The following is a 19,820-nucleotide window of genomic DNA, read 5'->3' on the forward strand; positions in this document are numbered from 1 at the left end:
TCACCCGTTTTTATCCATTTATCACCCGTTTTTATCCATTTATCACCCGTTTTTATCCATTTATATCATCTGAATTTGTTTTGTCGAAAATTTCCTCATATAATCTCCCCAGAAGGTTGTAGTGTTCGCTGCTAATCTTATAGAGCCATGAGAATACGTTTTTAGCTTCCTTGTCTTCAGTTTTTTCAGTTAGATGTCCGTAAATTTCTTCAGCTAATCTTTCAATCTCAATGAGGGTTCCTAGGACCTCTCTAAAGCGTCCACTGAATACAGCATCTTTTAAGCGCTCCTCTGATAACTCCACCTCCAGGGAAGAAATCTCGGAGTATTCCATCTTTTCTTCAGGAAACTGCTTTTTAAAAACACTGATCAGTTTTTCGGCCTGGGTAACGCTATCAATGTACATCTCCCTGAAAAGCCCCGCGATCCGCTCATCCCAGTTGATCTTTTTGGCAAGATGGTAGAGAAGCTGGTACATTTCAGCTTTTTTAACCTCTTGGGTGGCCCAGTAGGAGAGGAGGTTCTTATAATCGAGTTTATAGATTTGGGCAATGATTCTCCTGAGGTTCTCCTTCTCATCCTCTCTATAAGCAATCCTTGACATCCCACCACCTGGGGTGATTGAGCAATCTAATTTATAACGTTTCCCGACTCTACGTTAGAAAACTCAAAAAAGATAGAACTCAAGCGGAGAGGTAGTAGTACTCGCCCATCTCCTTCTGCTCCCTGTCCTTAACCGAGCCCTCCTTGTTGGCCCTCGGCCTTCCCGTGTCGGGGTCGCGCCTGAAGGTTATTCCGATGTTGGCTAAGAAGCGGTTCATTCCCTCCCTCATTCCCATCGGCGGGAGTGCCCTTCCGTACTTGCCCGGCTCCCCCTCAAAGACTATGAGGCGGTCGCTGAGGTAATCAACCATCATGACGTCGTGCTCGACTATCAGCGCCGTCTTCTCGTTCTTGGCCATGAGAGAGCGGATGGCCTTTGAGACGGCTAACCTCTGCTCGACGTCGAGGTGAGCCGATGGTTCGTCGAGGAGGTAGAGGTCAGCGTCCCTGAGCAGGCAGGCGGTTATGGCGACCCTCTGAAGCTCACCACCGGAGAGCTCGTTTACCTGTCTGTCGTAGAGGTCGGGAATGCCGAGCGGGTTGAGGAGTTCCGTCTTGTAGAAGTTGCTCATGAGCTTTGAGGTGTCTATCTTGCTCAGAAGATCAAAGACCGTCCCCTCGTAGTCTGTCTTGATGTACTGGGGCTTGTAGCTAACGGTCAGCGACCAGTCAACCTCTCCTTCCGTCGGCTTCTCTACCCCGGCGAGCATCTTCACGAAGGTCGTCTTTCCGATACCGTTCGACCCGACGATGCCAACAACTTCTCCAACGTAGAGCTCTCCGCCCTCGACCTCAAGCCTGAATGAGCCGTAGTCCTTCACTAGCCTCGGGTATTGGACGAGGATCTCACCTTCCTGAGCTTTTCTCTCGCTCTTCTTCGTGAAGCTTATCTCAAACGGCCTGAAGCGAACGTTCTCGTCCCTCAGGTAGCCTCTCAGAAACTCGTTTATACCGTTTCTCGTCGATTTGGGCTGGGAGAATATACCGTAGGCACCGGGCTTACCGTAGACGACGTGGATGATGTCGCTCATGTAGTCGAGCAAGGCCAAATCGTGCTCGACTGTGAGAACGTTCTTTCCGCTCTCGGCGAGCCTCCTGATAGTTTTCGCTATCCTGAGCCTCTGCCTTATGTCGAGGTAGCTTGAGGGCTCATCGAAGAAGTAGAAGTGGGCGTTTCTCAACAGAGCCGCCGCTATTGCAACCCTCTGGAGCTCACCGCCCGACAGCTGCTGGATTTCCCTATCCAGGATGTTCTCAAGCTCAAGCTCCTTAACGACTTCGTCGAACTTTCCGCTCTCGTCAGCCTTCTTGAGAAGGTCCCTAACCTTCCCCTTCACGGCCTTCGGGATGAGGTCAACGTACTGCGGCTTGACTATAGGCCTTATCTCGCCCTTCTTGAGCTTCTCGAAGTAGTTCTGGAGCTCGTTGCCGCGGAATGCCTTGATAACGTTGTCCCAGTTATCGTTGTTTCCGCAGAGGTTCGGGATGAGCTGGCCCGAGAGTATTTTAACGGCCGTCGTCTTACCGGTTCCGTTTGGACCGAGGACACCGACGACCATACCCTCCTTGACTACAGGTAAGCGGTAAAGGACGAAGGCGTTTATCCCGTAGCGGTGGACACAGCCTTCCTCAAGCTCCTCCGGTAGGTTCACTATCGTTATCGCGTTGAACGGGCACTTGTGGACGCAGATTCCACAGCCCGTACAGCTCGCCTCCTGGATTATCGGGCGGTAGTTCTCCTCGTCTATTATGATAGCCTCTCCGCCCATCCTGTTTACGGGACAGACCCTCTCACAGAGGAAGTGACCGCACTTATCCGGATTGCACTTGTCGTAATCGATGACCGCTATCCTTGGCATTCTCACCACCGGGCGGGACTGGGAAAATGCCTTTTAAAGGGTTGCGGGCGGTGACAACCCCATAGAAAAACCGGGGGAACAAGGTATCTCAATGCCTGCCGTGTCTCTCGTACCAGCCCCACTCCTTTTTCGGCCCGAAGGCCCTTACTCCCCTTTTGGCCAGGACTATCCTAAGCTCCTTTGCCATCTCGTGGGTTATCTCTCCTCTTTCCTCCATCCAGTTGATTATCTCCAGGGCCTCATCGTCGGTCTCACATCTCCTCAGGAAGTCGATTATCGTCGGGCTGTAGCCGGAGAAGTCCTGGAGTTCAAGCTCTTCCTCTTCGAGGGCTTTCTCCTCGGAAGTCCTGTAGGCGTCTATGCTCAGGCCAGGTTCCTCCTCAAGCTCTCTCGCAAGGGCCGGAAAAGTTCTTTTAAACTCTTCAAGGTCGTATTCCTGCCATGCGAACTCATCAACGGGGCGCTTTTTAACCTCTCTCTTTTCGTCTTCGACCATGATCAACACCTTTGTTTAGGACTCGGCGGAACTCTTTATAAACCCTGCAGCAAACCGCCACATATGAAGGGTTCCTACTTTCTCGTAATTCTCTTGGAGAACGACAAAATCATCCGCACTAAAGCCAGGGAGTTTCCATTAAAGGCGGGCTACTACGTCTACGTTGGCTCCGCTATGAACTCTCTCGAAAAGAGGGTAGAAAGGCACTTCAGAGAAGACAAGAAGCTCCACTGGCACATTGACTACCTCCTCAAAGAGGCGGAACTTTTGAGAGCCTATCTAATTCCGAGCGAAGAAAGACTTGAGGAGAAGCTTTCACTGGAGGTCTCGAAGTTTGGAGAGCCGGTGGAAGGCTTCGGAGCTGGAGACGTCAGAGTTAGCACAAACCTCTACCGCTTCGAAGGGGAGCCTGACAAAATCCTCATCGGAGTTCTTGCCAGACTTGGTCTCAGCTGGAAAACCGTTAAAAGTGCTGAGGAAATACTTGAATAAGGTGGAAAACAATGGGGACAGTTATCGAGGCCGTCTATGATGGGGAGAAGTTTAGGCCTCTCAAAAAAGTTAATCTCCCCAAGGGGGCCAAGGTTAAAGTTATTGTTGGAGAAACAATTTGGGACTTAATGGAGAATGTTAAGGGAATTCCCGTTAACACAGATATCGAGGAAGTGCTGGACGATGTTAGAGGGAGAAAGAGGGTTCGTTATTGATACAAACGTCATTATAGGAGCCTTTTTTTACAATTCGAATCATCCTCAATTAAAGCAGACTTATTTCCTAGCCCTTGCCCTTGAGAGGGGATACTCTCTAATAACCCGTGATAAACCTATGTGTGCCCATGCTAACAGTCTTGGCGTGCACTGTCTCTTAATTGACGAATCCATGGGTGAAGATGACATCAGAAAGTTTATGGGGGTGTAACTATGCTCAAGCTTGGAAAAGTCGAAACATACATTCACGAAAAGCTAGAAAAAGAGAAGCTCCACTTCTTTCTTCTCGATCCGGACGACGTTTCGCCTGAACTCGCGGGAGAACTGGCGAGGATAAGCGAAGAAGTTGGCGTTGATGCGATAATGGTTGGCGGCTCAACAGGAGCCGAGGGAGAAGTCCTCGACAGCGTTGTTAGGGCCATAAAGGAAAGCTCGAACCTTCCCGTGATCCTGTTTCCAGGTTCACACGGCGGGATAAGCAAATACGCCGATGCCATTTTCTTCATGAGCCTTCTCAACTCGAGAAACCCGTTCTTCATAACCGGCGCCCAGGCGTTGGGAGCTTTTCAGGTCAAGCGCTACGGCATAGAGCCAATCCCGATGGCCTATCTGATCATTGAGCCCGGAGAGACCGTGGGCTGGGTCGGGGATGCAAAGCCCATCCCAAGGCACAAGCCGAAGATAGCAGCAGCATACGCTTTAGCCGGCCAGTATCTCGGGATGAGACTCGTCTATCTTGAGGCGGGAAGCGGTGCACCTCAACCAGTTCCGCCCGAGATGATAGGCCTTGTAAAGCGCGTTATTGATGTTCCTCTGATAGTCGGCGGCGGCATCAGAACTGGGGAGCAGGCGAGGGCTGCCGTAAAGGCTGGAGCCGATATCATTGTCACCGGAACCGCAATAGAAAAGGCGGGCTCCGTTGAAAGGGCCAGGGAAAAGCTGGAAGAACTAAACAGGGGTGTAAAATCAGACCGTTGAAAGAACCCTAAAGGACACTCTTCCTTTATTTATGAGCTTTTTAAGTTCGGTAAGGGTTTTGGTTCCCTCGCTCAGGATTTCTATTCTGACCTCACTCAGGCCATTAATATCAGGCGGGTGGAAGTGTATGTCCCTTATCCTGTCACCTAGCTTGGAAACGATCTTCGATAGTATTGCCCCCCTCTCCTTGTAGGGGAGCTTCATGTTTATTTCGACGATTTGCATGCTTATCACCACTTTATTCTATAAAAGAAGGCATATAAAACCTTTTTCATGAGCGGTAGTTGTTAGGCTGTCCACGGGATATTCCTGGTAGTTATCGCCAGATCAAAAGGGATTTATTGTTCCGATTCCTGTAGAAAAGAGGTGGTGCCAATGAAGGCGTTCATATCCCTCGACTTGGAGGGTCTACCCCACGTCGTCAGTCCCGAACACCTGAGCGTAAAGAAGGTGCTCTATGGAGAGGCCAGAAAAATAGCGACAGAGGTCGTTAAGATAACCGCAACGACACTCCACGAGCTCGGCTTTGAGGAGGTCGTTGTCGCCGACAGCCATGGTCCCATGGTGAACATCATCCCCGAAGAAATGCCCAGCTTTGTAAAGCTCGTTAGGGGTTTTCCCAGGCCCCTCAGCATGGTTGTTGGAGGTAAGGGAAGTGACGTGGCCATCTTTCTTGGCTATCACGCAAGGAGTGGCGTTAGAGGGGCGACTTTTGACCACACTTACAGCAGTGCCACGATAGACTGGATAACCGTGAACGGGAGGCCCGTCAGCGAGACCCTTCTAAACGCCTACCTGCTCGGAGAATGGGGCGTTCCCGTCATCCTAGTTGCTGGCGACAGGGCACTGCTTGAAGGGGACGTGAAAGAGGCACTTCCGGAGACCGTTGGTGTTCCCCTCAAGGAGAGCTTCTCAAGGTACTCAGCCATCAGCCCCTCAATGGAAGCAATAAAGAAGCTCCTCATAAAAGGCACAAAAGAGGCTGTAAAGCGCTGGAAAGAGGGAGCTATAAAACCCCTGAGTGTGGAGAAGCCCGTTAAAGTAGGGGTGCGCTTCCTGAACAGCGGCTTTGCTGACGCAGCCGAGCTGTGTCCCCGGGTCAGGAGGATGGATGGTAAGACTGTCGAGTTTGAAGCAAACAGCGTGGAAGAGGCCTATAAGATGATAGAACTTCTGATATTTGCTGCATCTGGCGTGAGGGCGCTCTTCGGCTGAAGTGTGCCCCCGGGGAGCGAAGGGGAATCACGGCTCGCCGAGGCGCTCATCCCCCGCGGTTTCCCGGGGGCGGTCTCCACTACAATTTCGAAAACTTAAGCCTTATCCTCTTCCTCAACATAGGGTGCCGTGATGACCCTCCTTATCTCCCTTGCCTTCTTCGGCCCTATCCCCTCAACTTCCTTCAGCTCCTCCTCCGTTGCCGTGAAGACCCTCTCGACGTTGCCGAAGTGCTTTAACAGCCTCTTGGCCAGCGTTGCCGAGACGTTTGGAAGGCCCTCAACGATCAGCCTCTGCCTCTCGGCCAGCGTTAGGGCCTTCTTCTCGCTCCTCAGCCGGACTTCCTTCTTCCGCTCCTCCTGTTCCCTCTTCGCCATGAGGTAGATGAACTGGGCGGTCTCCTCTGGGCCTGATGAGAACAGTACCGGGACTCCCCAGTCCAGGGTCACCGCCGCTATCGCTCCCCTTATTGCATTGGGGTGGACGTTCCTTATGCCGTACAGCTCCCCTTCAATGATGATTACCGGCTTCTCGTAAGCCCTCTTCAGCCTCTCCACTTGATCAAAAAGTCTTCCATCGATTATCGACTGGATGAAGTCGTTGGCGCTCTTCCTCTCTATGCCCACCTCTTCGCTAACAACGTAGTCGGCAACGTCGAGGGTTCTCACTTCAACTTCAGCTCCAAGCTCCCTGAGGTGCTTCGGGACACCGCTCCTCAGCTCCCGGGAATCTACATAGACCACTATCCCCTTTGGCTTTCTCACGAAGATGGGCTTTATCGGAAGCTCTTCGGTCGTTTCTTTCGGCTTTTCAGCTGATTTTTCTTCGGGGGCTTGGGATGTGGCTTTTCTAGCATCTTCACCCTTCTCCGCTTCGGCTTTCTCAGCCTTCTTCGGCTTCAGGAAAGCGTCCAGCGGGGTGATCTTCCCCTTGGACACATCGACACTCCTCCTTGACTTTTCAACACCAGCATGTACTCTATCAATTTCCTCTTGAACCGCCGCCTTTTCCCTATGTGCCTCCTCAAGCTCCCTCGCGATTTTCTTTATCGCATCGAACATTCCCTTCTCCTTTCTCCGGGAAGCCCAGTAGTAGGCTTCATCCCTCGTCCCCTTGGCCATGAGGATGACGACCCTTCCCGGCCTGTGCCTCCCGGTTCTTCCCCGCCTCTGAATGCTCCTTATTGCTGAGGGAACCGGCTCGTAAAACACTACAAGGTCAACTTCAGGGACGTCCAGGCCCTCTTCCCCGACGCTCGTGGCAACGAGGACGTTGAACTCTCCCCTTGAGAAGCGGTCGAGGACTTCCTTCTGCTCCCTCTGGCTCATCCCCCTATCATTCTTCCTGCTCGCCTGCCCGATGAACCTCCCGGCGGAGATCCCAATAGAGCGCAGTTCCTCGACGATTTTCTTTCCGGTGTCGCGGTAGTTCGTGAAGACTATTATCTTGGAGTTTGGTTTTTCTTCGAGCTGCTTTTTAACGAGCTCCTTCAGTTTCTCCATCTTGGGATGGTCTATGCCTGCTTCCTTCGCTTGGACGAGCAAATAGATAATCTTCCTCATGCGCGGGTCTTCCATTAGTTCTCTGCTCGACTTTGTCCTCTTGTCCTCCCTGAGCTTCTTCAGGTAGGCCCGAAGGGCGGTGAGACCCTGGGTTTCAAGCAGTTCAAGGGCGTGCAGGAGCTTTACAGCCTTCGCTTGGTGCATCCTCAGCCTTCCGAGCTCGTAGTCCCCCCTCGCTACCTCCTGGTTGATCTTTGAGCCTGCCTGGAGGACTTCCTTCTTTGAGATGTCCGGGGAATACGTCGAAACCAGCTTAAACTGGGCGAGGGGCTTGAGGCTCTCCTTCAGCATCTCGCGAAGGATGGAGCGGACTTCCTTGTAGATGCCCGGGAGGTCAACCTTAACCCACTCGAAGGCTATCCTCTGGACGTAGGGCTTGACGTCGGGAGAGCTTTCAGTCCGAACCTCTATCCTTTCTATCCCAAGGTTTCTCACTATTTCCCTTATTTTTTCTTCGTCGCTTCCGGGGGAGGCCGTAAGGCCCAGAACGAGCGGATGTTTTGCGGTCTTCAGATACTCCTTCGCTATAAAGACGTAAGAGTAGTTCCCGACTGCTCGATGGGCCTCGTCAAAGACGAGGAGAACCACGTCCTCAAGGGATATTCTTCCAGTTAGGATGTCGTTCTCAACGGTCTGGGGGGTAGCGGTTATTATGACACTATTCTTCCAGACTTCAGCCCTCTTCTTTGGAGACAGCTCCCCTGTCAGGATGTTTATCTTCTCAGGCGGGAGGTTGAAGAGTTTTTTGAAGCTCTCAGCGTGCTGAACTGCGAGCGGTTTCGTCGGGGCGAGCATGAGAACCTTTCCGCCGTACTTTGAGAGGCGGTAGTCAGCTATGAGCATGGCTATGAGGGTCTTTCCCAACCCTGTCGGGAGGACAACGAGGCAGTTGGACTCTTTACACCTGGCGTAAATGACCTCCTGGTAAACACGGGGCTCTATGAGGTCTCTTCTGAGGTACTGCATAATCAACTCTTGGTGGGAGAGAATAAAAGTTTTCCTGAGTTCCTAACGAGGGATAGAAGCAGGAACCCCACAGGAAGTGAAGCAAATATAACACTCCTCCCTGCCAGAAGATACACATTGTTGAACACTGGCAGTGCCTTCAGCAGGATGAAAAGTGGGGAGAGATACCCAAAGACCCTGGAAAAGCGGCTCATATAGCCTGACACGAGTATTACCAGAAGCCCGAGCACAGTGAAAAACGCAAAGCTCCCGAAGAACAGCCCTGGATCGGAAAGTCTGCTCGCAACGATTGGATTTGTCTCGGAGAAGCCCTTATGGGCTCCAACCCAAGTAGTAAGCGCGTCGAGGAATGAGAACGCCAAAAAAACTACGCTATAAACCTTTCCTTTTGTTTCCACCATTTTTGACCTCAGTCCTCTTTTATTTATCATCTTTTAAATACTTTTTGATGAAGTCATAACCTACATATGTATCTACATGTGTAGCTACCTTATCGACAAATTTTAATTGTTCTCCTGTAATGTTCTTTCATGCTGTTCACCCGCCATGCAAAGGAGAGGCTGAAGAAGAGGCTTGCAAAGAGGGGCAGGCTCGAAAGGATATACTCCGAGCTGTGGGCCTTTCTGGACCGCTCCAAGCGGATCGATGTCAACGAGAAAATCACGATATTTACAGACGGGAGGAAGTCACTCGTGTGCACTCGTTTAGACTGTGAGAGGCTTCAGAAGAGCGAGATTCTTGAGCGGGTTAGGGACATAATGGGCTCCTACGAGTGCGTATATTTCGATGGGCGGGTTGCGAAGGTTACCAGGCCCGAAAAGTTTATTGAGGCAGTCCCCGATGGTGAATACTGCTTCTACCTGAACAGGGAAAAGAAGAGCCTCTACGTTGGGAGCGAACCTCCATTCCTAGTCATTACCCTCCGCCCAGCGAAAAGGGAGGAGAGGAGTTAGGAGTTTTCCTCCAGCGGGACTACCAGGATTTCTCCAAAAGGCTCTTCCTGGAGGAGGTCTACCTTCCCCATGTTGGACAGGAAAAGCAGATAGAGGAATGTTCTGGCTATTATCTTCGGCTGCGGATCAAAGACCAAATCCCAGAAGCGTATCGGCTCTCTGGTCTCGCTGTAGAGTTTTCTGACTATCTCATACAGCCTGTTCACGTGCTTCTCAATGTCAACGCGGAAGTCATCAACGACGAAGATCTCCTCCTCGACTTCCTCGCGCTTCCTCTTTCTCGGCTTCCTCCTCTCAGCTTCTTCAAGGGCGTCCATGAGGGCCTCGATGAGGTCTTCGAAGGTGTAGTAGCGCTCCGCCCTTCTCAAGGGCGGTGCCAGCGGTTCGACATCCACGCGGATGCGCTCCTTTTCTTCTTCCCCGTTTTCCTGCTCCTCGTCGGAGTAGAGAAGGGCCTCGCTCTTCATCCTGACAAGAATGGAAGCTGCCAGAATTGCCCTCGCCGAGATGCGCAGGTCAAGCTCCTTCATCTCCCTAAGGCGCTCTATGTACTTTTCCGTTAGGTCAACTATGTCAATGTTCCATGGATCAACTTTTCCCATCTGAACGAGCTGGAGGAGGATGTCGACGGGTGTTATCTCCGGCTCGAATCTGGATTCCATATATCACGCCTCCAGCCGGCCGAACATCTCCCTGTGCTCGGCCTCGTCCCTCTTCCTTATCTCCTCAAGTATCTTCCTGGCCTTTTCGAGGCTGAGGGAGACCACCTTTGAAACGCCGTTCCTCATGCTGACACCGATTATCCTGTCTGCCTGCGCCATCATGACATCTCTGTGAGTTATTACGATAAACTGGCTGTTCTGGGAAGCTTCCTTGATTAGGTCAGCAACACGCTTGACATTTGCATCGTCGAGGTGGGCATCAATCTCGTCGAGCAGGTAGAAGGGGGCCGGCTTGTAGCGTTGAATTGCAAAGACGAAGGCGAGCGCTATTATCGCCTTTTCACCGCCGCTCATGGCCTCTATCCTCTTGACGTCCTTACCGGCCGGCTTCGCCTCTATCTCAAGCCCTCCTGAGAACGGATCCTCAGGGTTCTCAAGGATGAGCTTCGCTTCTCCTCCTGGTGAGAGCTTTGCAAACAGCTCAGAGAAGTTCTTAGCTATTGCATTGAGGGTCTGGAGAAAGACCTGTCTCTTCTGCCCCTCGATCTCCTCTATGAACTCTTCTATGCTTTCCTTCTCGGCTAGAACCTGCTCGCGCTTGCTGCTCAGCTCAAGGTACCTGCGTTCGACAACTTCAAAGTCCTCAATGGCCTTCATGTTAACGGGCTCAAGCGAGCGTATCTCCTCCTCCATCCTCTCAATGTCCTCTCTGAGCTTCTCAACTTCAAGCGGGATTTCCTTTATCGAGCGTACAAGCTTTTCATCAAAGTGCTTGAGCTCGGCCTTCTTCTCCCGGAGTGTTGTCTCGACCTGCGCCAATCTGACTTTTAGTGTATTAGCCTCTATCCTAAGCTCCTGGAGCTTTGAGGTAAGCTCGTCTTTCTCCCTTCTGAGCTCGGCTATTTCCTTCCTTATCTGCTCCCTCCTATCGCGGAGTTCCTTGAGTTCGCCCTTGACGTTCTCTTCAGCCTTCTTCAGCTCTTCAAGCTCTTTCTCAAGCTCTGTTATGGCGTTTTTATTCTCCTCGATGTAGGCGTTCAGGGCGTTTATCTTGTTGATAAGGCCTTCTATCTCCTCCTCGAGGTCGGCCTTCCTTGGGAGGAGCTCTTCGTTTATCCTCGAGTCGAGGCTCTCGAGCTTGCTCTCAACCCTGCTTAACTCTTCCTTGAGCTTGGATATCTCCGCTTCAATTTCCCTTATCTTTGAGTTCAGCTCCCTCGCTTCCGGGTTCTCAAGGGCCTTCTTTATCTTCTCCCTCTTCCCCTCAAGTCTCTCTATTCTCCCCCTGAGCTTTGCCATCTCGCCCTTCGATTCCTCTATCCTTTTCTCAAGCTCCGAGATGAGATGTTCGTTTTCTTCAATCTCTTCCTTGAGGGAGCGGTCTTCGGCAAGGTAGGAGTCGAGTTCCTTCTGGATGACCTGAATGTCCTTTGAAAGCTCGCTCTTCTTCATGCGGAGCTCGAAAAGCTCGTTCTCAAGCCCCTTAACCTCTACCTTTAGGGCGTTCATCTGCGCCTCAAGGGCTTCCTTTTGGCTCTTGAGGGTCTCGACCCTCTTCTTTATCTCGTCAACGTTGACTCCCAGCCTGCCCCTCGGCTTGTAGTGGCCTCCAGTTATCGCACCGCTCCTCTCGAGGAGTTCCCCGCCGAGGGTGACCATTCTGACCTTTCCTATTCCGACATTCCTCGCCTCGTCCATGTCGTTCACTATGAGGGTATCCCCGAGGGCGTAGGCAACCGCATTCCTGAAGCGGGGGTCGTAGGAGACGACGTCCATAGCTGGAATTCCAAGCTTCGGCTTTTCCTTCATGGAGCGCGGCTTTATCTTGTTGAGTGGCAAAAACGTCAGCCTGCCGAGCTTTTTCTCCTTGAGGAGCTTTATAGCCCTCTCGGCGACCCTGTCGTCCTCCACCACGACGTTGTCGTAGTTGCCGCCGAGTGCGACTTCAACAGCTAAAGCATACTCACCCCTGGGAACGCTTATCAGCTCTCCAAGAGTGCCATATAGGCCCTCTATTCTCTGGGACTTCAGAAACTCGACGGCTCTGTTGCCCCTGACTTCCCTCTGGGCTTCAGCTTTAATCAGCTCTTCTCTTGCCTTAGCCAGCTCACTCTCTACCTTATGGAGCTCCCTTGTTTTTTCTTCGAGCTCCTTCTCGGCTTTTCTGTGCCTTGATTCCACTTTGGATATTTTGCCCTCTATCTGGGACAGCTCAGACCTCTTGGCTTCGAGAGAAGCTTTTGCCTCCGCTATTTTCTCCTTCAGAAGGTTCCTCCTAGCGTTAAACTGGGTTATCCTGGCTTTGGCCCTGCTGATCTCTTCTTCAAACTTGGATATGTCACCTTCCTTCATGTAGAGTGCTTTTTTGGCCTCTTCAAGCTCAGCAACCACCTTGTCGAACTCCTCCCTGGCCTCGGAGAAGCGCTTGTCTATCTCACCCAGCTTAATAACGAGCTCGTTTCTGACGGTTTCCCTCTCCTTTATCTGGACGAGGAGCTGCTCTCTCCTCTTTCTCCAGCGCTTCACAGCTCCTTTGCTTTTCTCTATTTCATCAGAAACACGTTTTAACTCGTTTTTTGCCTTTCTGAGGCGGGCTTGGCTCTCCTCTATCTCCTTCTGCGCGTTTTCTATGTTCCTCTTCGCGACCTCTATCTTGGACTTGACCTCGCTTATCTTCCTCGTTATTTCGAGAATGCCGTCGCCGCTCTTCTCCTCAAGCTGGCGCTCTATTTCGGCGAGTTCCTTTTCCTTCGCGACTATTTCCTTGGCTATCTCCTTCAGCCTGTCTTCAAGGGACTTGATCTGCCCCTCAATTTCTTCCTCCCGCGATCCGCCTTCCTCAATGAACTTTTCAAGCCTCTTTATTTCCGCCAGAAGGAGCGTAACCCTCGCTTTTTCCAGCTTCTCCTTAAGGTCGAGGTAGCGGAGGGCGTCGTTGCGCTCTTTTTCAAGCTTGTCGAGCTGGGCTTTCACTTCCCTTATCAGGAGGTCAACCCTCGCGAGGTTCTCCTCTGTCTGCTTCAGCTCTTTTAGGGCCTTCTCCTTTTTGGCATCGTACTCGGCTATTCCAGAGATTTCATCTATGATGAGCCTCCTCTCGATTGGAGACATTTTAATGAACTTAGTTATGTCGCCCTGCAGGACGAGGTTGTACCCCTCTGGAGAGATCATGGCAGCGCTTAAGAGGTCTATTATCTCGCTCCTCGTTGCTCTCTTCCCGTTGAGCCAATACGTACTCCTTCCATCGGGATAGACGCGCCTTTTTATCACGATTTCGTCTTCATCTATCGGAAAGCCCCTGTCCTCGTTGTTAAAATACATGGCCACCTCTGCATATTTGGCAGGTGGCTCACCCTTTGAGCCGGCAAAAATGAGGTCACTTATTCTGCTGGCCCTCATAGCCTTTGCAGAAAGTCCTCCAAGGACAAACAGAACGGCATCTCCGATGTTGCTCTTTCCAGAACCGTTTGCTCCTACTATAGCAGTAAAACCCCTCGCAAGCGGCACTACAACCTTTTTGTTACCATAAGATTTGAAACCTTTCATTTCAATTTTCTCAATGTAAGGCATCACCCACACCTAAATCTTGGAGAAGAGTCCACAGTATATAAACTTCACTCAACTATTCTGCGGAGCATGGCGCGGGTTTTTTCGTCAATTCCTTCACTAACAGTGACGTAAAACTTCGCCCCGTTCAGGATGGCTATGTCCCTCAGCTTTCCGACGAACCTCAGCGCACTCTCCAGGCCGTTTTCAATTATAAGGTATTCGAGTGCGTCCAGAATTACAGATTTGGTGCCGTTTTGAAGTTCTTTCCACACGATGCTCTCGAGTATGTGGAGGTCAGTAGGTTTTATGGCCCTGGGGTGGCCTGCCTTGCTCACCCAGATCAGTACCACGTCGCTAGGAGTGGAATTGACAATCGGCCGACGAGTTATGAGAAGCTTTTTGTAGCTATCCTGGGTAAGTAGTCTGTCGAGCTCTCGATAGTCTATGATTGGAGTTTGAACGTCCCTCTTTCTCCTCAATGGGAGGGCCACGTGCATCACCAGACATCCCCTAGTGCTCACTACGTTGGAAAATTGTTCGTTACTCCTTATAAGGTTTACTTCGGACTAAAGGTATACATCCAAGTATGGAACATATAATGTCATCTTTGTTCCTAGGCTGTATAACTGAGTTTTATAATGTGGAAAATCTATTACAGACACAGATTCGACAATATAGGTGGAACCCGATGGGCAGAAAATTTTGAATCTCATTGAATACCAGCACAAAGTGCATTACACCTGGGCACTGTATTTTCATTTTCTTCTTTGTCCCTCATCGACCCAGAAGCGTCTCGTCCTTATGAACTCCCTCTCACGCTCCATCAGGGCTACCAACAGAGCATCTCCCCTGTACTGGGCGAGTATCCTAGCCGCTGTATCAGGCCCGGTTCCATAGCTGGCCAGGGCCAAAACGGCATCAAAGCCGTATGTATCAACCAAGTCCGCGGCTTTCAGCAACTTTCTGTAAACCCGCTCCTCTCTCTTATCAAGGGGCTCCCCGTGCCTGACCTTATCGAGAACAGGTAAAAACTCCTCCGCATCTATCGGGTGAGCAACGGCGAGCATCTTCGAGCCGCAGCGAGGACATTCCCTTTCCCCGATGCTCCTCAAGCGGGCAACCTTAGTCCTCGAATGCCAGCCGCAGTTGGTGCAGACTAAAACTACCTCGTGCTCAAGGAGCCTCCTTTTGAACAGCTCAAGGACTTCGTCCCTCTCAAGGACTCCGCTCAATAGGAACTCTCCGCCAACGGTCATGTTCAGCCTGGCAAGTGTCGAGGGCTCTTTCCTGAGGGCGGTTTTGACCCTGAGGCTTCCTACCTTCAGCATCTCCATGACCAGTTCGGCAGTCTTTACATCAACCTTATCGTGATAGAGCTCGTTCAGCGTCTCCCTCTCAATGACCGTCCCCTCGAAGAGTCGTTCTACTTTCCTTATCTTCGCGTCCCTTCTCAGGGCCCCGAAGCGCTTTGCAACGTTCAGCATCCTCCAGCGGTAGGCATGGGAATCCCTCAAAGATCTCGCCACGATGAACTCAACGCTCTCCGGCTCCTGGTAGAGGTAGCGCTTGACCTCATTGGGGTTCAGCTGGAACGGTGTCTTGAAGACTACCGCGTGTGCCTGCGCCCTCACCGAGAACACCCTGCCGTAGCGGAGGATCAGGAGGGAGTGGACTATCCTGCCGATAGCCTCGTTCGCCCTGTTGCCGAAGTCGGCGTGGATAACGAGCGCTTTCGGAGTGCTCTCCACAAAGATGTCCCTATCAGTCGAGAACGGCTCATCCTTTATCTCTTCAAATGCCCTTTTTAGTTCCTCCTTGCTGAACTCAACACCCTCAAGGAGTGACAGCGCGTTCTTGAAGTCGAAGACAAGCTCTCTCTTCAGCCTGCCGACGGCAAAGGCAACGCTGAAGGGAACGGGTATCATCTCGCCTTCCCAGCTTGGTATGGCGCTCTCGATGCTCGGGCTCTCGCGCGCCTTGATGATTTTAGCCTCATCGTCTATCTTGAGCACTATCCAGCTCTTCCCGCCCATCACGAACTCCATGCCCTCTTCGAGGTCCATCACGAAGCTTTCGTCGAGCCTTCCAACGATGTTTCCGCTCTTGGCGTCTATGACCCTCCAGGAGACTTCATCGGGTATCGTTGAGAGGTTTTCATAGTAGTACTGAAAGGCCCCCCTGCGCAGGTAGAGCTGGTTGATCCCCTCGTCGTAGCCTATTATTCGGGCGTCTTCGAGCACCTTGAGCGTATCAAGGTAGTCCTCCCAGCTCAAATCCCTGTAAACGTACGCCCTCCTCGCTATCTCGTAGGGCCTCTCCCTCGGAAGTCGCCTGTACTCAACGAGCAGGCCGACGACGAAATGGGCCAGAACGTCCAGTCCGCCGATCGGCTCAAGGGGTTCAAATCGGCCTTCAAGAGCGTGTTTGGCTATGATCAGACTCTGAAGGTAGTCCTCAACGTTCGTCGTTATAATGTATGCCTCGCTTACCTCCCCTATCCTGTGCTTCGCCCTTCCAGCCCTCTGGACTAGCCTGTTTACCTGCCTCGGGCTCATGTACTGAATCACGACGTCAACGTCACCGATGTCTATGCCGAGCTCCATCGAGGATGTGCACACCAGTGCCTTTATCTTTCCCTCCTTGAGAGCCTTCTCGGCGTTTATCCTTGCTTCTCTCGAGAGCGAGCCGTGGTGGACTTCAACGGGTTTCCCCCACGCCTTCAGCCGATGGGCGAGAATCTCTGCAAACTGACGCGTGTTAGTGAATACCAGGGCCTTTCCGTGCCTTTCAACGATGTCCCATAGAATCCTGAGGCGCGCCGCGATGTCAGGGGAAACGCTGAGCTTTCTGGCGAGCTCTTCGTCTTTTTCTTCAGGTTTTGGATACAGCACGTGGAAGCGGTAGGCCTTCTTCCAGTTAGGCTTGACTATGACATCAGCCTTCAGCCACTCCCTAACCTCGTCCTCGTTACCCACCGTTGCCGTCATCCCGATTCTCCTGAAGTCGGCAATCTCAGCGAGCCTCTCAAGACCGAGGAGGAGCTGGGCGCCGCGCTTATTATCTACAAGTTCTGCTATCTCGTCCACGATGACGAACTTCACATTCGTCAAGTGCTTTCGGAGGGATTTAACGGTCAAAATCACACCGAGGGTTTCGGGGGTTATAATGAGCATCTGCGGGGGGTTCTTTACCTGTTTCGCCTTCCTGTAGGATGAGGTGTCTCCGTGGCGCACCTCAACGGTTATTCCGAGCCTCTTACCCCACCATTCGAGCCTCTCGAGGAGATCCCTGTTGAGGGCCTTCAGCGGGGCAATGTAGAGGGCAGAAATCGGCTTCAGCCCCTCCTCAAGGATTTCGTTGAAGGCGGGCAGAACGGCGGCCTCTGTTTTTCCTGAGCCAGTAGGCGCTATAATCAGAACGCTCTTCCCGGAACTAACCTCGCGGAAGGCATCCTGCTGGAGTCTGTTGAGCCTCCCAAAGCGATCCTTTATGGCTTTCTTGAGGAGGGGGTGCATGTGCTCACATAGTTAAAAACGGTTTATAATTTCTACCGACCGCTAGCTTTATAAGTGATATATCGTTCGATACATCGGTGGTGAAAAATGCAGGTAGTCGAGAATGGTGAGACCTACGACCTGACCTACGCAAAGAAAGCGGTTATTGTGGTCGTTCTCCTCCCGCTCCTCGTCATGTACACCGAGGCGATGCTGACGCCGGCTTTGCCGACGATCCAGAAGGAGTTCGCGATAAACCCCAACGACGTCAGCTGGATTTTGACCATATACCTCCTCGTTGGGACCGTTAGCGTCGCCCTCTTTGGAAAACTTGGAGACATGTACGGAAAAAAGAAGATGTTCCTCGTGGCGCTCGGCTTTTACACGCTGGGAGTCATCCTCAACGGCTTCGCGCCGAGTTTCCAGTGGTTACTCGTTACTAGAGCCATCCAGGGCTTTGGAATGGCAATTATGCCGCTCGCGTTTGCCCTCGTCCGCGAGGAGTTTCCGCCAAGTATGGTGCCGCAGGTACAGGGAATGATAAGTGCCATGTTCGCGGTGGGTATGGTCATAGCGCTCCCCCTCGGCGCGTGGGTCACCCAGAACTGGGGATGGAGGTGGACCTACCACTCGGCGGCTCCCTTCGCCGTGCTGATGTTCTTCCTCGCTTGGAGGATACTCAGGGAGAGCCGCTACATAAACCCCGGAAAGGTTGATTGGGTCGGGGCGGTTCTCCTTACGGTCTTCGTGGTGCCCATGCTCGTGGCGGTCACGAGGGCGCCAAACATAGGCTGGACCGCTAAAGAAACCCTCGTGCTATTTGCGGTTGGTGTCATTGGTGCCATATTGCTCGTCCTCTGGGAGATGAGAGCGGAAAACCCGCTGCTGCCGCTCGGCATAATCTCCTCAAGGAACCCCGCCATAGCCAACCTGGGCATAATGTTAGCGGCCTTTGGCCTCTCAATGATGAGCCAGGCGAACACCTACCTCCTCCAGATGCCGGAACCCTACGGCTTTGGAAAGACGATACTCCAGAGCGGCCTGCTCATGACCCCAATGGCCCTCGTCATGCTCATCGTTGCCCCGCTCGCCGGAAAGTTCATGCCCAAGATAGGAGCAAAGCCCATAGCAATAGCGGGTGCCCTCATAGGAAGCGGCGCTCTCGCAGTAATGTCCCTCTACGCAACGAAGATGTCCCTCTGGCAGTTTGTGACAACGCTTGTATTCGTTGGGGTGGGCATAAACCTCATGAACATATCTCTTATCAACGTGCTGACCTTCTCAGTACCGAAGAGAATGATGGGCATTGCCACTGGTTCAAACACACTCTTCAGGAACTTCGGCTCTACCTGGGGGCCGGCAATAGCGGGAACGGTGATGAGCACCTACTACGTCCTCTTCCACCCGCCGGGGGCTCCGGCCTTCGTCCAGATCAAGATCCCGACGGAGAAGGCCTACGAGGTGCTCTTTGGGGGAGCGTCCATGGTTTATCTCCTCCTGGCCCTGCTGGCATTTGCCATTGTTGAGGTCATGAAGAGGGGAAAGATACGCGAGGTTAAGGAAGGAGGAGAAGAGGAAGTTATAGTTGAGTAACGCCCTTTCCTTCTGTTATTTTGTTCCATTCATTCTCCATAGAAAGCCTTCAGATAAAGCTCTCTTATCTCCTCTGGCTTTGGTTCAACGGGGTTGAACGTTATCAGCCCATCACGGTAGGCCTTCTCTGCCATCTCGTCGAGTCTTGCCATGAAGGTCTCTTCGTCAACAAGCTCGTTAAGCTTTGGAACTCCAAGGCTCTCGTTGAGCTCCTTAACGGCTTTTATCAGCTCTTCCGCACTCTTCAGTCCGAGTTCGCGTGCTATCTCAGCATAGCGCCTTTTTGCATACTCGCTCATCTCTGCGTTGAATTCCATTACGTAGGGTATGAATATCGCGTTGAGCAATCCATGCGGCCCTATCCATGCTGCCTTGTGGCTCATCGCGTGAGCTAATCCAAGCCTCGCGTTGAGGAACGCTATCCCAGCCATCGTCGCCGCGTAGTGCATCCTTGCCCTCGCCTCGGGATCGCCTTCAACCGACTTAGGAAGCCACTCGAAGACGGTCTTTATTGCCCGAATTGCCATGGCGTCACTGAAGGGCCCGGCGACTTTTGTCGTGTATGCCTCTATCCCGTGAACGAGGACATCTAAGCCGGAGTTTCTGGTTACTTCCCTCGGCATCGTTCTCGGGAGTCTCGGGTCGAGGATAGCCACGTCGGGCGCTATCTCCGGCGTTACGATGTTGTACTTTACCCCGTTTTTCTTCAGAACGCTCGCCGCTGAGACCTCGCTTCCAGCCCCGCTCGTTGAGGGAATAGCGATTAAGGGAGTTTTGAGCTTCGGCACAGGTTTTGGCCTTGAGAAGCGGTCAATGAAAGCTATCTCCTCAAAGACGGGCTCGGGGGCATCATAGAAGACCTTGAGTGCTTTGGTAGTGTCAATGACGCTACCGCCACCTATAGCCACGAGAAGGTCTGGCCTGAACTCTCTCACCTTCGGTAGGAACTCCTCAATGACCTCCACACTGGGTTCGGTCGGGAGGCCTGTTATGCTCATGACCTCTGCTCCGGCTTCCCTAACGTAGTCCTCGGCCTCGCTCAGAAAACCGTGCCTCTTCATAGAACCAGATGCCAGTATGAGAACCCGCTCGTGCCCCTTGGCCTCGTTCTTGAGGCTCTCAAGTGATCCTTCCCCCTCAATTATCCTCGTCTTGAGCCAGAACATAGTCGTCACCAGAGTTA

17 protein-coding genes are annotated in these 19,820 nt (G+C 52.2%); 6 read left to right on the forward strand and 11 right to left on the reverse strand.

What is annotated here, in order from left to right; all coding sequences use genetic code 11:
• Nucleotides 1-52: 52 nt before the first annotated feature.
• From A0127_RS00005 to A0127_RS00015, 3 genes are all read right to left on the reverse strand, one after another.
• Nucleotides 53-604, reverse strand: coding sequence for a ferritin family protein (locus A0127_RS00005; protein ID WP_062386191.1), 552 nt, complete (start codon nt 602-604; stop codon nt 53-55).
• A gap of 79 nt (nt 605-683) precedes the next feature.
• Nucleotides 684-2,462, reverse strand: a complete 1,779-nt coding sequence (locus tag A0127_RS00010; RefSeq protein WP_062386195.1) for a ribosome biogenesis/translation initiation ATPase RLI — start codon at nt 2,460-2,462, stop codon at nt 684-686.
• An 88-nt stretch (nt 2,463-2,550) separates the two neighbouring features.
• Complete coding sequence (locus A0127_RS00015) at nt 2,551-2,958, reverse strand: DUF2095 family protein (RefSeq protein WP_062386198.1); 408 nt, start codon at nt 2,956-2,958, stop codon at nt 2,551-2,553.
• 63 nt (nt 2,959-3,021) lie between these two features.
• Between A0127_RS00015 and A0127_RS00020 the strand changes: the two genes are divergently transcribed.
• The 3 genes from A0127_RS00020 (at nt 3,022) to A0127_RS00030 (ending at nt 4,643) form a co-directional block, all read left to right on the forward strand.
• Complete coding sequence (locus A0127_RS00020; RefSeq protein WP_054841531.1) at nt 3,022-3,450, forward strand: GIY-YIG nuclease family protein; 429 nt, start codon at nt 3,022-3,024, stop codon at nt 3,448-3,450.
• A gap of 11 nt (nt 3,451-3,461) precedes the next feature.
• On the forward strand, nt 3,462-3,665 hold the full coding sequence (locus A0127_RS00025) for an antitoxin family protein (protein ID WP_062386201.1): 204 nt from the start codon (nt 3,462-3,464) through the stop codon (nt 3,663-3,665).
• A 213-nt stretch (nt 3,666-3,878) separates the two neighbouring features.
• Nucleotides 3,879-4,643: a geranylgeranylglyceryl/heptaprenylglyceryl phosphate synthase gene (locus A0127_RS00030; protein ID WP_062386204.1), complete on the forward strand. Its 765-nt coding sequence runs from the start codon at nt 3,879-3,881 to the stop codon at nt 4,641-4,643.
• Here the strand turns inward: A0127_RS00030 and A0127_RS00035 are convergent.
• The gene (locus A0127_RS00035) at nt 4,632-4,868 is read right to left on the reverse strand and encodes a hypothetical protein (RefSeq protein ID WP_062386208.1); all 237 of its coding nucleotides are present in this window, start codon (nt 4,866-4,868) and stop codon (nt 4,632-4,634) included. The genes A0127_RS00030 and A0127_RS00035 overlap by 12 nt on opposite strands.
• Nucleotides 4,869-5,018: 150 nt before the next feature.
• Here A0127_RS00035 and A0127_RS00040 point away from each other — a divergent pair, with 150 nt between their 5' ends.
• On the forward strand, nt 5,019-5,858 hold the full coding sequence (locus A0127_RS00040; RefSeq protein ID WP_062386213.1) for a M55 family metallopeptidase: 840 nt from the start codon (nt 5,019-5,021) through the stop codon (nt 5,856-5,858).
• 95 nt (nt 5,859-5,953) lie between these two features.
• On the opposite strand, the gene A0127_RS00045 is transcribed toward A0127_RS00040, so the two are convergent.
• The gene (locus A0127_RS00045; RefSeq protein WP_062386216.1) at nt 5,954-8,386 is read right to left on the reverse strand and encodes a DEAD/DEAH box helicase; all 2,433 of its coding nucleotides are present in this window, start codon (nt 8,384-8,386) and stop codon (nt 5,954-5,956) included.
• A gap of 2 nt (nt 8,387-8,388) precedes the next feature.
• Nucleotides 8,389-8,787: a DUF5658 family protein gene (locus A0127_RS00050; RefSeq protein WP_197463584.1), complete on the reverse strand. Its 399-nt coding sequence runs from the start codon at nt 8,785-8,787 to the stop codon at nt 8,389-8,391.
• Between the two features lie 129 nt (nt 8,788-8,916).
• On the opposite strand from A0127_RS00050, the gene A0127_RS00055 reads away from it, so the two are divergent.
• Nucleotides 8,917-9,339, forward strand: coding sequence for a hypothetical protein (locus A0127_RS00055; RefSeq protein ID WP_062386219.1), 423 nt, complete (start codon nt 8,917-8,919; stop codon nt 9,337-9,339).
• Here A0127_RS00055 and A0127_RS00060 read toward each other — a convergent pair.
• The 4 genes from A0127_RS00060 to A0127_RS00075 form a co-directional block, all read right to left on the reverse strand.
• A complete protein-coding gene (locus tag A0127_RS00060; RefSeq protein WP_062386222.1) occupies nt 9,336-10,001 on the reverse strand; it encodes a segregation and condensation protein A in 666 nt (221 codons plus the stop codon). The genes A0127_RS00055 and A0127_RS00060 overlap by 4 nt on opposite strands.
• Nucleotides 10,002-10,004: 3 nt before the next feature.
• Complete coding sequence (gene smc / locus A0127_RS00065; RefSeq protein WP_062386225.1) at nt 10,005-13,571, reverse strand: chromosome segregation protein SMC; 3,567 nt, start codon at nt 13,569-13,571, stop codon at nt 10,005-10,007.
• A gap of 44 nt (nt 13,572-13,615) precedes the next feature.
• Nucleotides 13,616-14,047: a DUF835 domain-containing protein gene (locus A0127_RS00070; RefSeq protein ID WP_062386228.1), complete on the reverse strand. Its 432-nt coding sequence runs from the start codon at nt 14,045-14,047 to the stop codon at nt 13,616-13,618.
• Nucleotides 14,048-14,305: 258 nt separating this feature from the next.
• Complete coding sequence (locus tag A0127_RS00075; protein ID WP_062386232.1) at nt 14,306-17,065, reverse strand: DEAD/DEAH box helicase; 2,760 nt, start codon at nt 17,063-17,065, stop codon at nt 14,306-14,308.
• A gap of 87 nt (nt 17,066-17,152) precedes the next feature.
• On the opposite strand from A0127_RS00075, the gene A0127_RS00080 reads away from it, so the two are divergent.
• Nucleotides 17,153-18,637 carry an MFS transporter gene (locus A0127_RS00080; RefSeq protein ID WP_062386235.1) on the forward strand — a complete coding sequence of 495 codons (1,485 nt, stop codon included), beginning with the start codon at nt 17,153-17,155 and terminating at the stop codon, nt 18,635-18,637.
• Between the two features lie 29 nt (nt 18,638-18,666).
• On the opposite strand, the gene A0127_RS00085 is transcribed toward A0127_RS00080, so the two are convergent.
• A complete protein-coding gene (locus A0127_RS00085) occupies nt 18,667-19,803 on the reverse strand; it encodes an iron-containing alcohol dehydrogenase (RefSeq protein ID WP_062386238.1) in 1,137 nt (378 codons plus the stop codon).
• Between the last annotated feature and the right edge of the window lie 17 nt (nt 19,804-19,820).

The organism is Thermococcus peptonophilus, from assembly GCF_001592435.1.
Classification (GTDB): Archaea; Methanobacteriota_B; Thermococci; order Thermococcales; family Thermococcaceae; genus Thermococcus; species Thermococcus peptonophilus.

What these genes read in the sequence shown, in the direction of transcription:
- A0127_RS00005 (WP_062386191.1), bottom strand. Translation starts at nt 604, where the DNA reads ATGTCAAGGATTGCTTATAGAGAGGATGAGAAGGAGAACCTCAGGAGA.
- A0127_RS00010 (WP_062386195.1), bottom strand. Translation starts at nt 2,462, where the DNA reads ATGCCAAGGATAGCGGTCATCGATTACGACAAGTGCAATCCGGATAAG.
- A0127_RS00015 (WP_062386198.1), bottom strand. Translation starts at nt 2,958, where the DNA reads ATGGTCGAAGACGAAAAGAGAGAGGTTAAAAAGCGCCCCGTTGATGAG.
- A0127_RS00020 (WP_054841531.1), top strand. Translation starts at nt 3,022, where the DNA reads ATGAAGGGTTCCTACTTTCTCGTAATTCTCTTGGAGAACGACAAAATC.
- A0127_RS00025 (WP_062386201.1), top strand. Translation starts at nt 3,462, where the DNA reads ATGGGGACAGTTATCGAGGCCGTCTATGATGGGGAGAAGTTTAGGCCT.
- A0127_RS00030 (WP_062386204.1), top strand. Translation starts at nt 3,879, where the DNA reads ATGCTCAAGCTTGGAAAAGTCGAAACATACATTCACGAAAAGCTAGAA.
- A0127_RS00035 (WP_062386208.1), bottom strand. Translation starts at nt 4,868, where the DNA reads ATGCAAATCGTCGAAATAAACATGAAGCTCCCCTACAAGGAGAGGGGG.
- A0127_RS00040 (WP_062386213.1), top strand. Translation starts at nt 5,019, where the DNA reads ATGAAGGCGTTCATATCCCTCGACTTGGAGGGTCTACCCCACGTCGTC.
- A0127_RS00045 (WP_062386216.1), bottom strand. Translation starts at nt 8,386, where the DNA reads ATGCAGTACCTCAGAAGAGACCTCATAGAGCCCCGTGTTTACCAGGAG.
- A0127_RS00050 (WP_197463584.1), bottom strand. Translation starts at nt 8,787, where the DNA reads ATGGTGGAAACAAAAGGAAAGGTTTATAGCGTAGTTTTTTTGGCGTTC.
- A0127_RS00055 (WP_062386219.1), top strand. Translation starts at nt 8,917, where the DNA reads ATGCTGTTCACCCGCCATGCAAAGGAGAGGCTGAAGAAGAGGCTTGCA.
- A0127_RS00060 (WP_062386222.1), bottom strand. Translation starts at nt 10,001, where the DNA reads ATGGAATCCAGATTCGAGCCGGAGATAACACCCGTCGACATCCTCCTC.
- smc (WP_062386225.1), bottom strand. Translation starts at nt 13,571, where the DNA reads ATGCCTTACATTGAGAAAATTGAAATGAAAGGTTTCAAATCTTATGGT.
- A0127_RS00070 (WP_062386228.1), bottom strand. Translation starts at nt 14,047, where the DNA reads ATGCACGTGGCCCTCCCATTGAGGAGAAAGAGGGACGTTCAAACTCCA.
- A0127_RS00075 (WP_062386232.1), bottom strand. Translation starts at nt 17,065, where the DNA reads ATGCACCCCCTCCTCAAGAAAGCCATAAAGGATCGCTTTGGGAGGCTC.
- A0127_RS00080 (WP_062386235.1), top strand. Translation starts at nt 17,153, where the DNA reads ATGCAGGTAGTCGAGAATGGTGAGACCTACGACCTGACCTACGCAAAG.
- A0127_RS00085 (WP_062386238.1), bottom strand. Translation starts at nt 19,803, where the DNA reads ATGTTCTGGCTCAAGACGAGGATAATTGAGGGGGAAGGATCACTTGAG.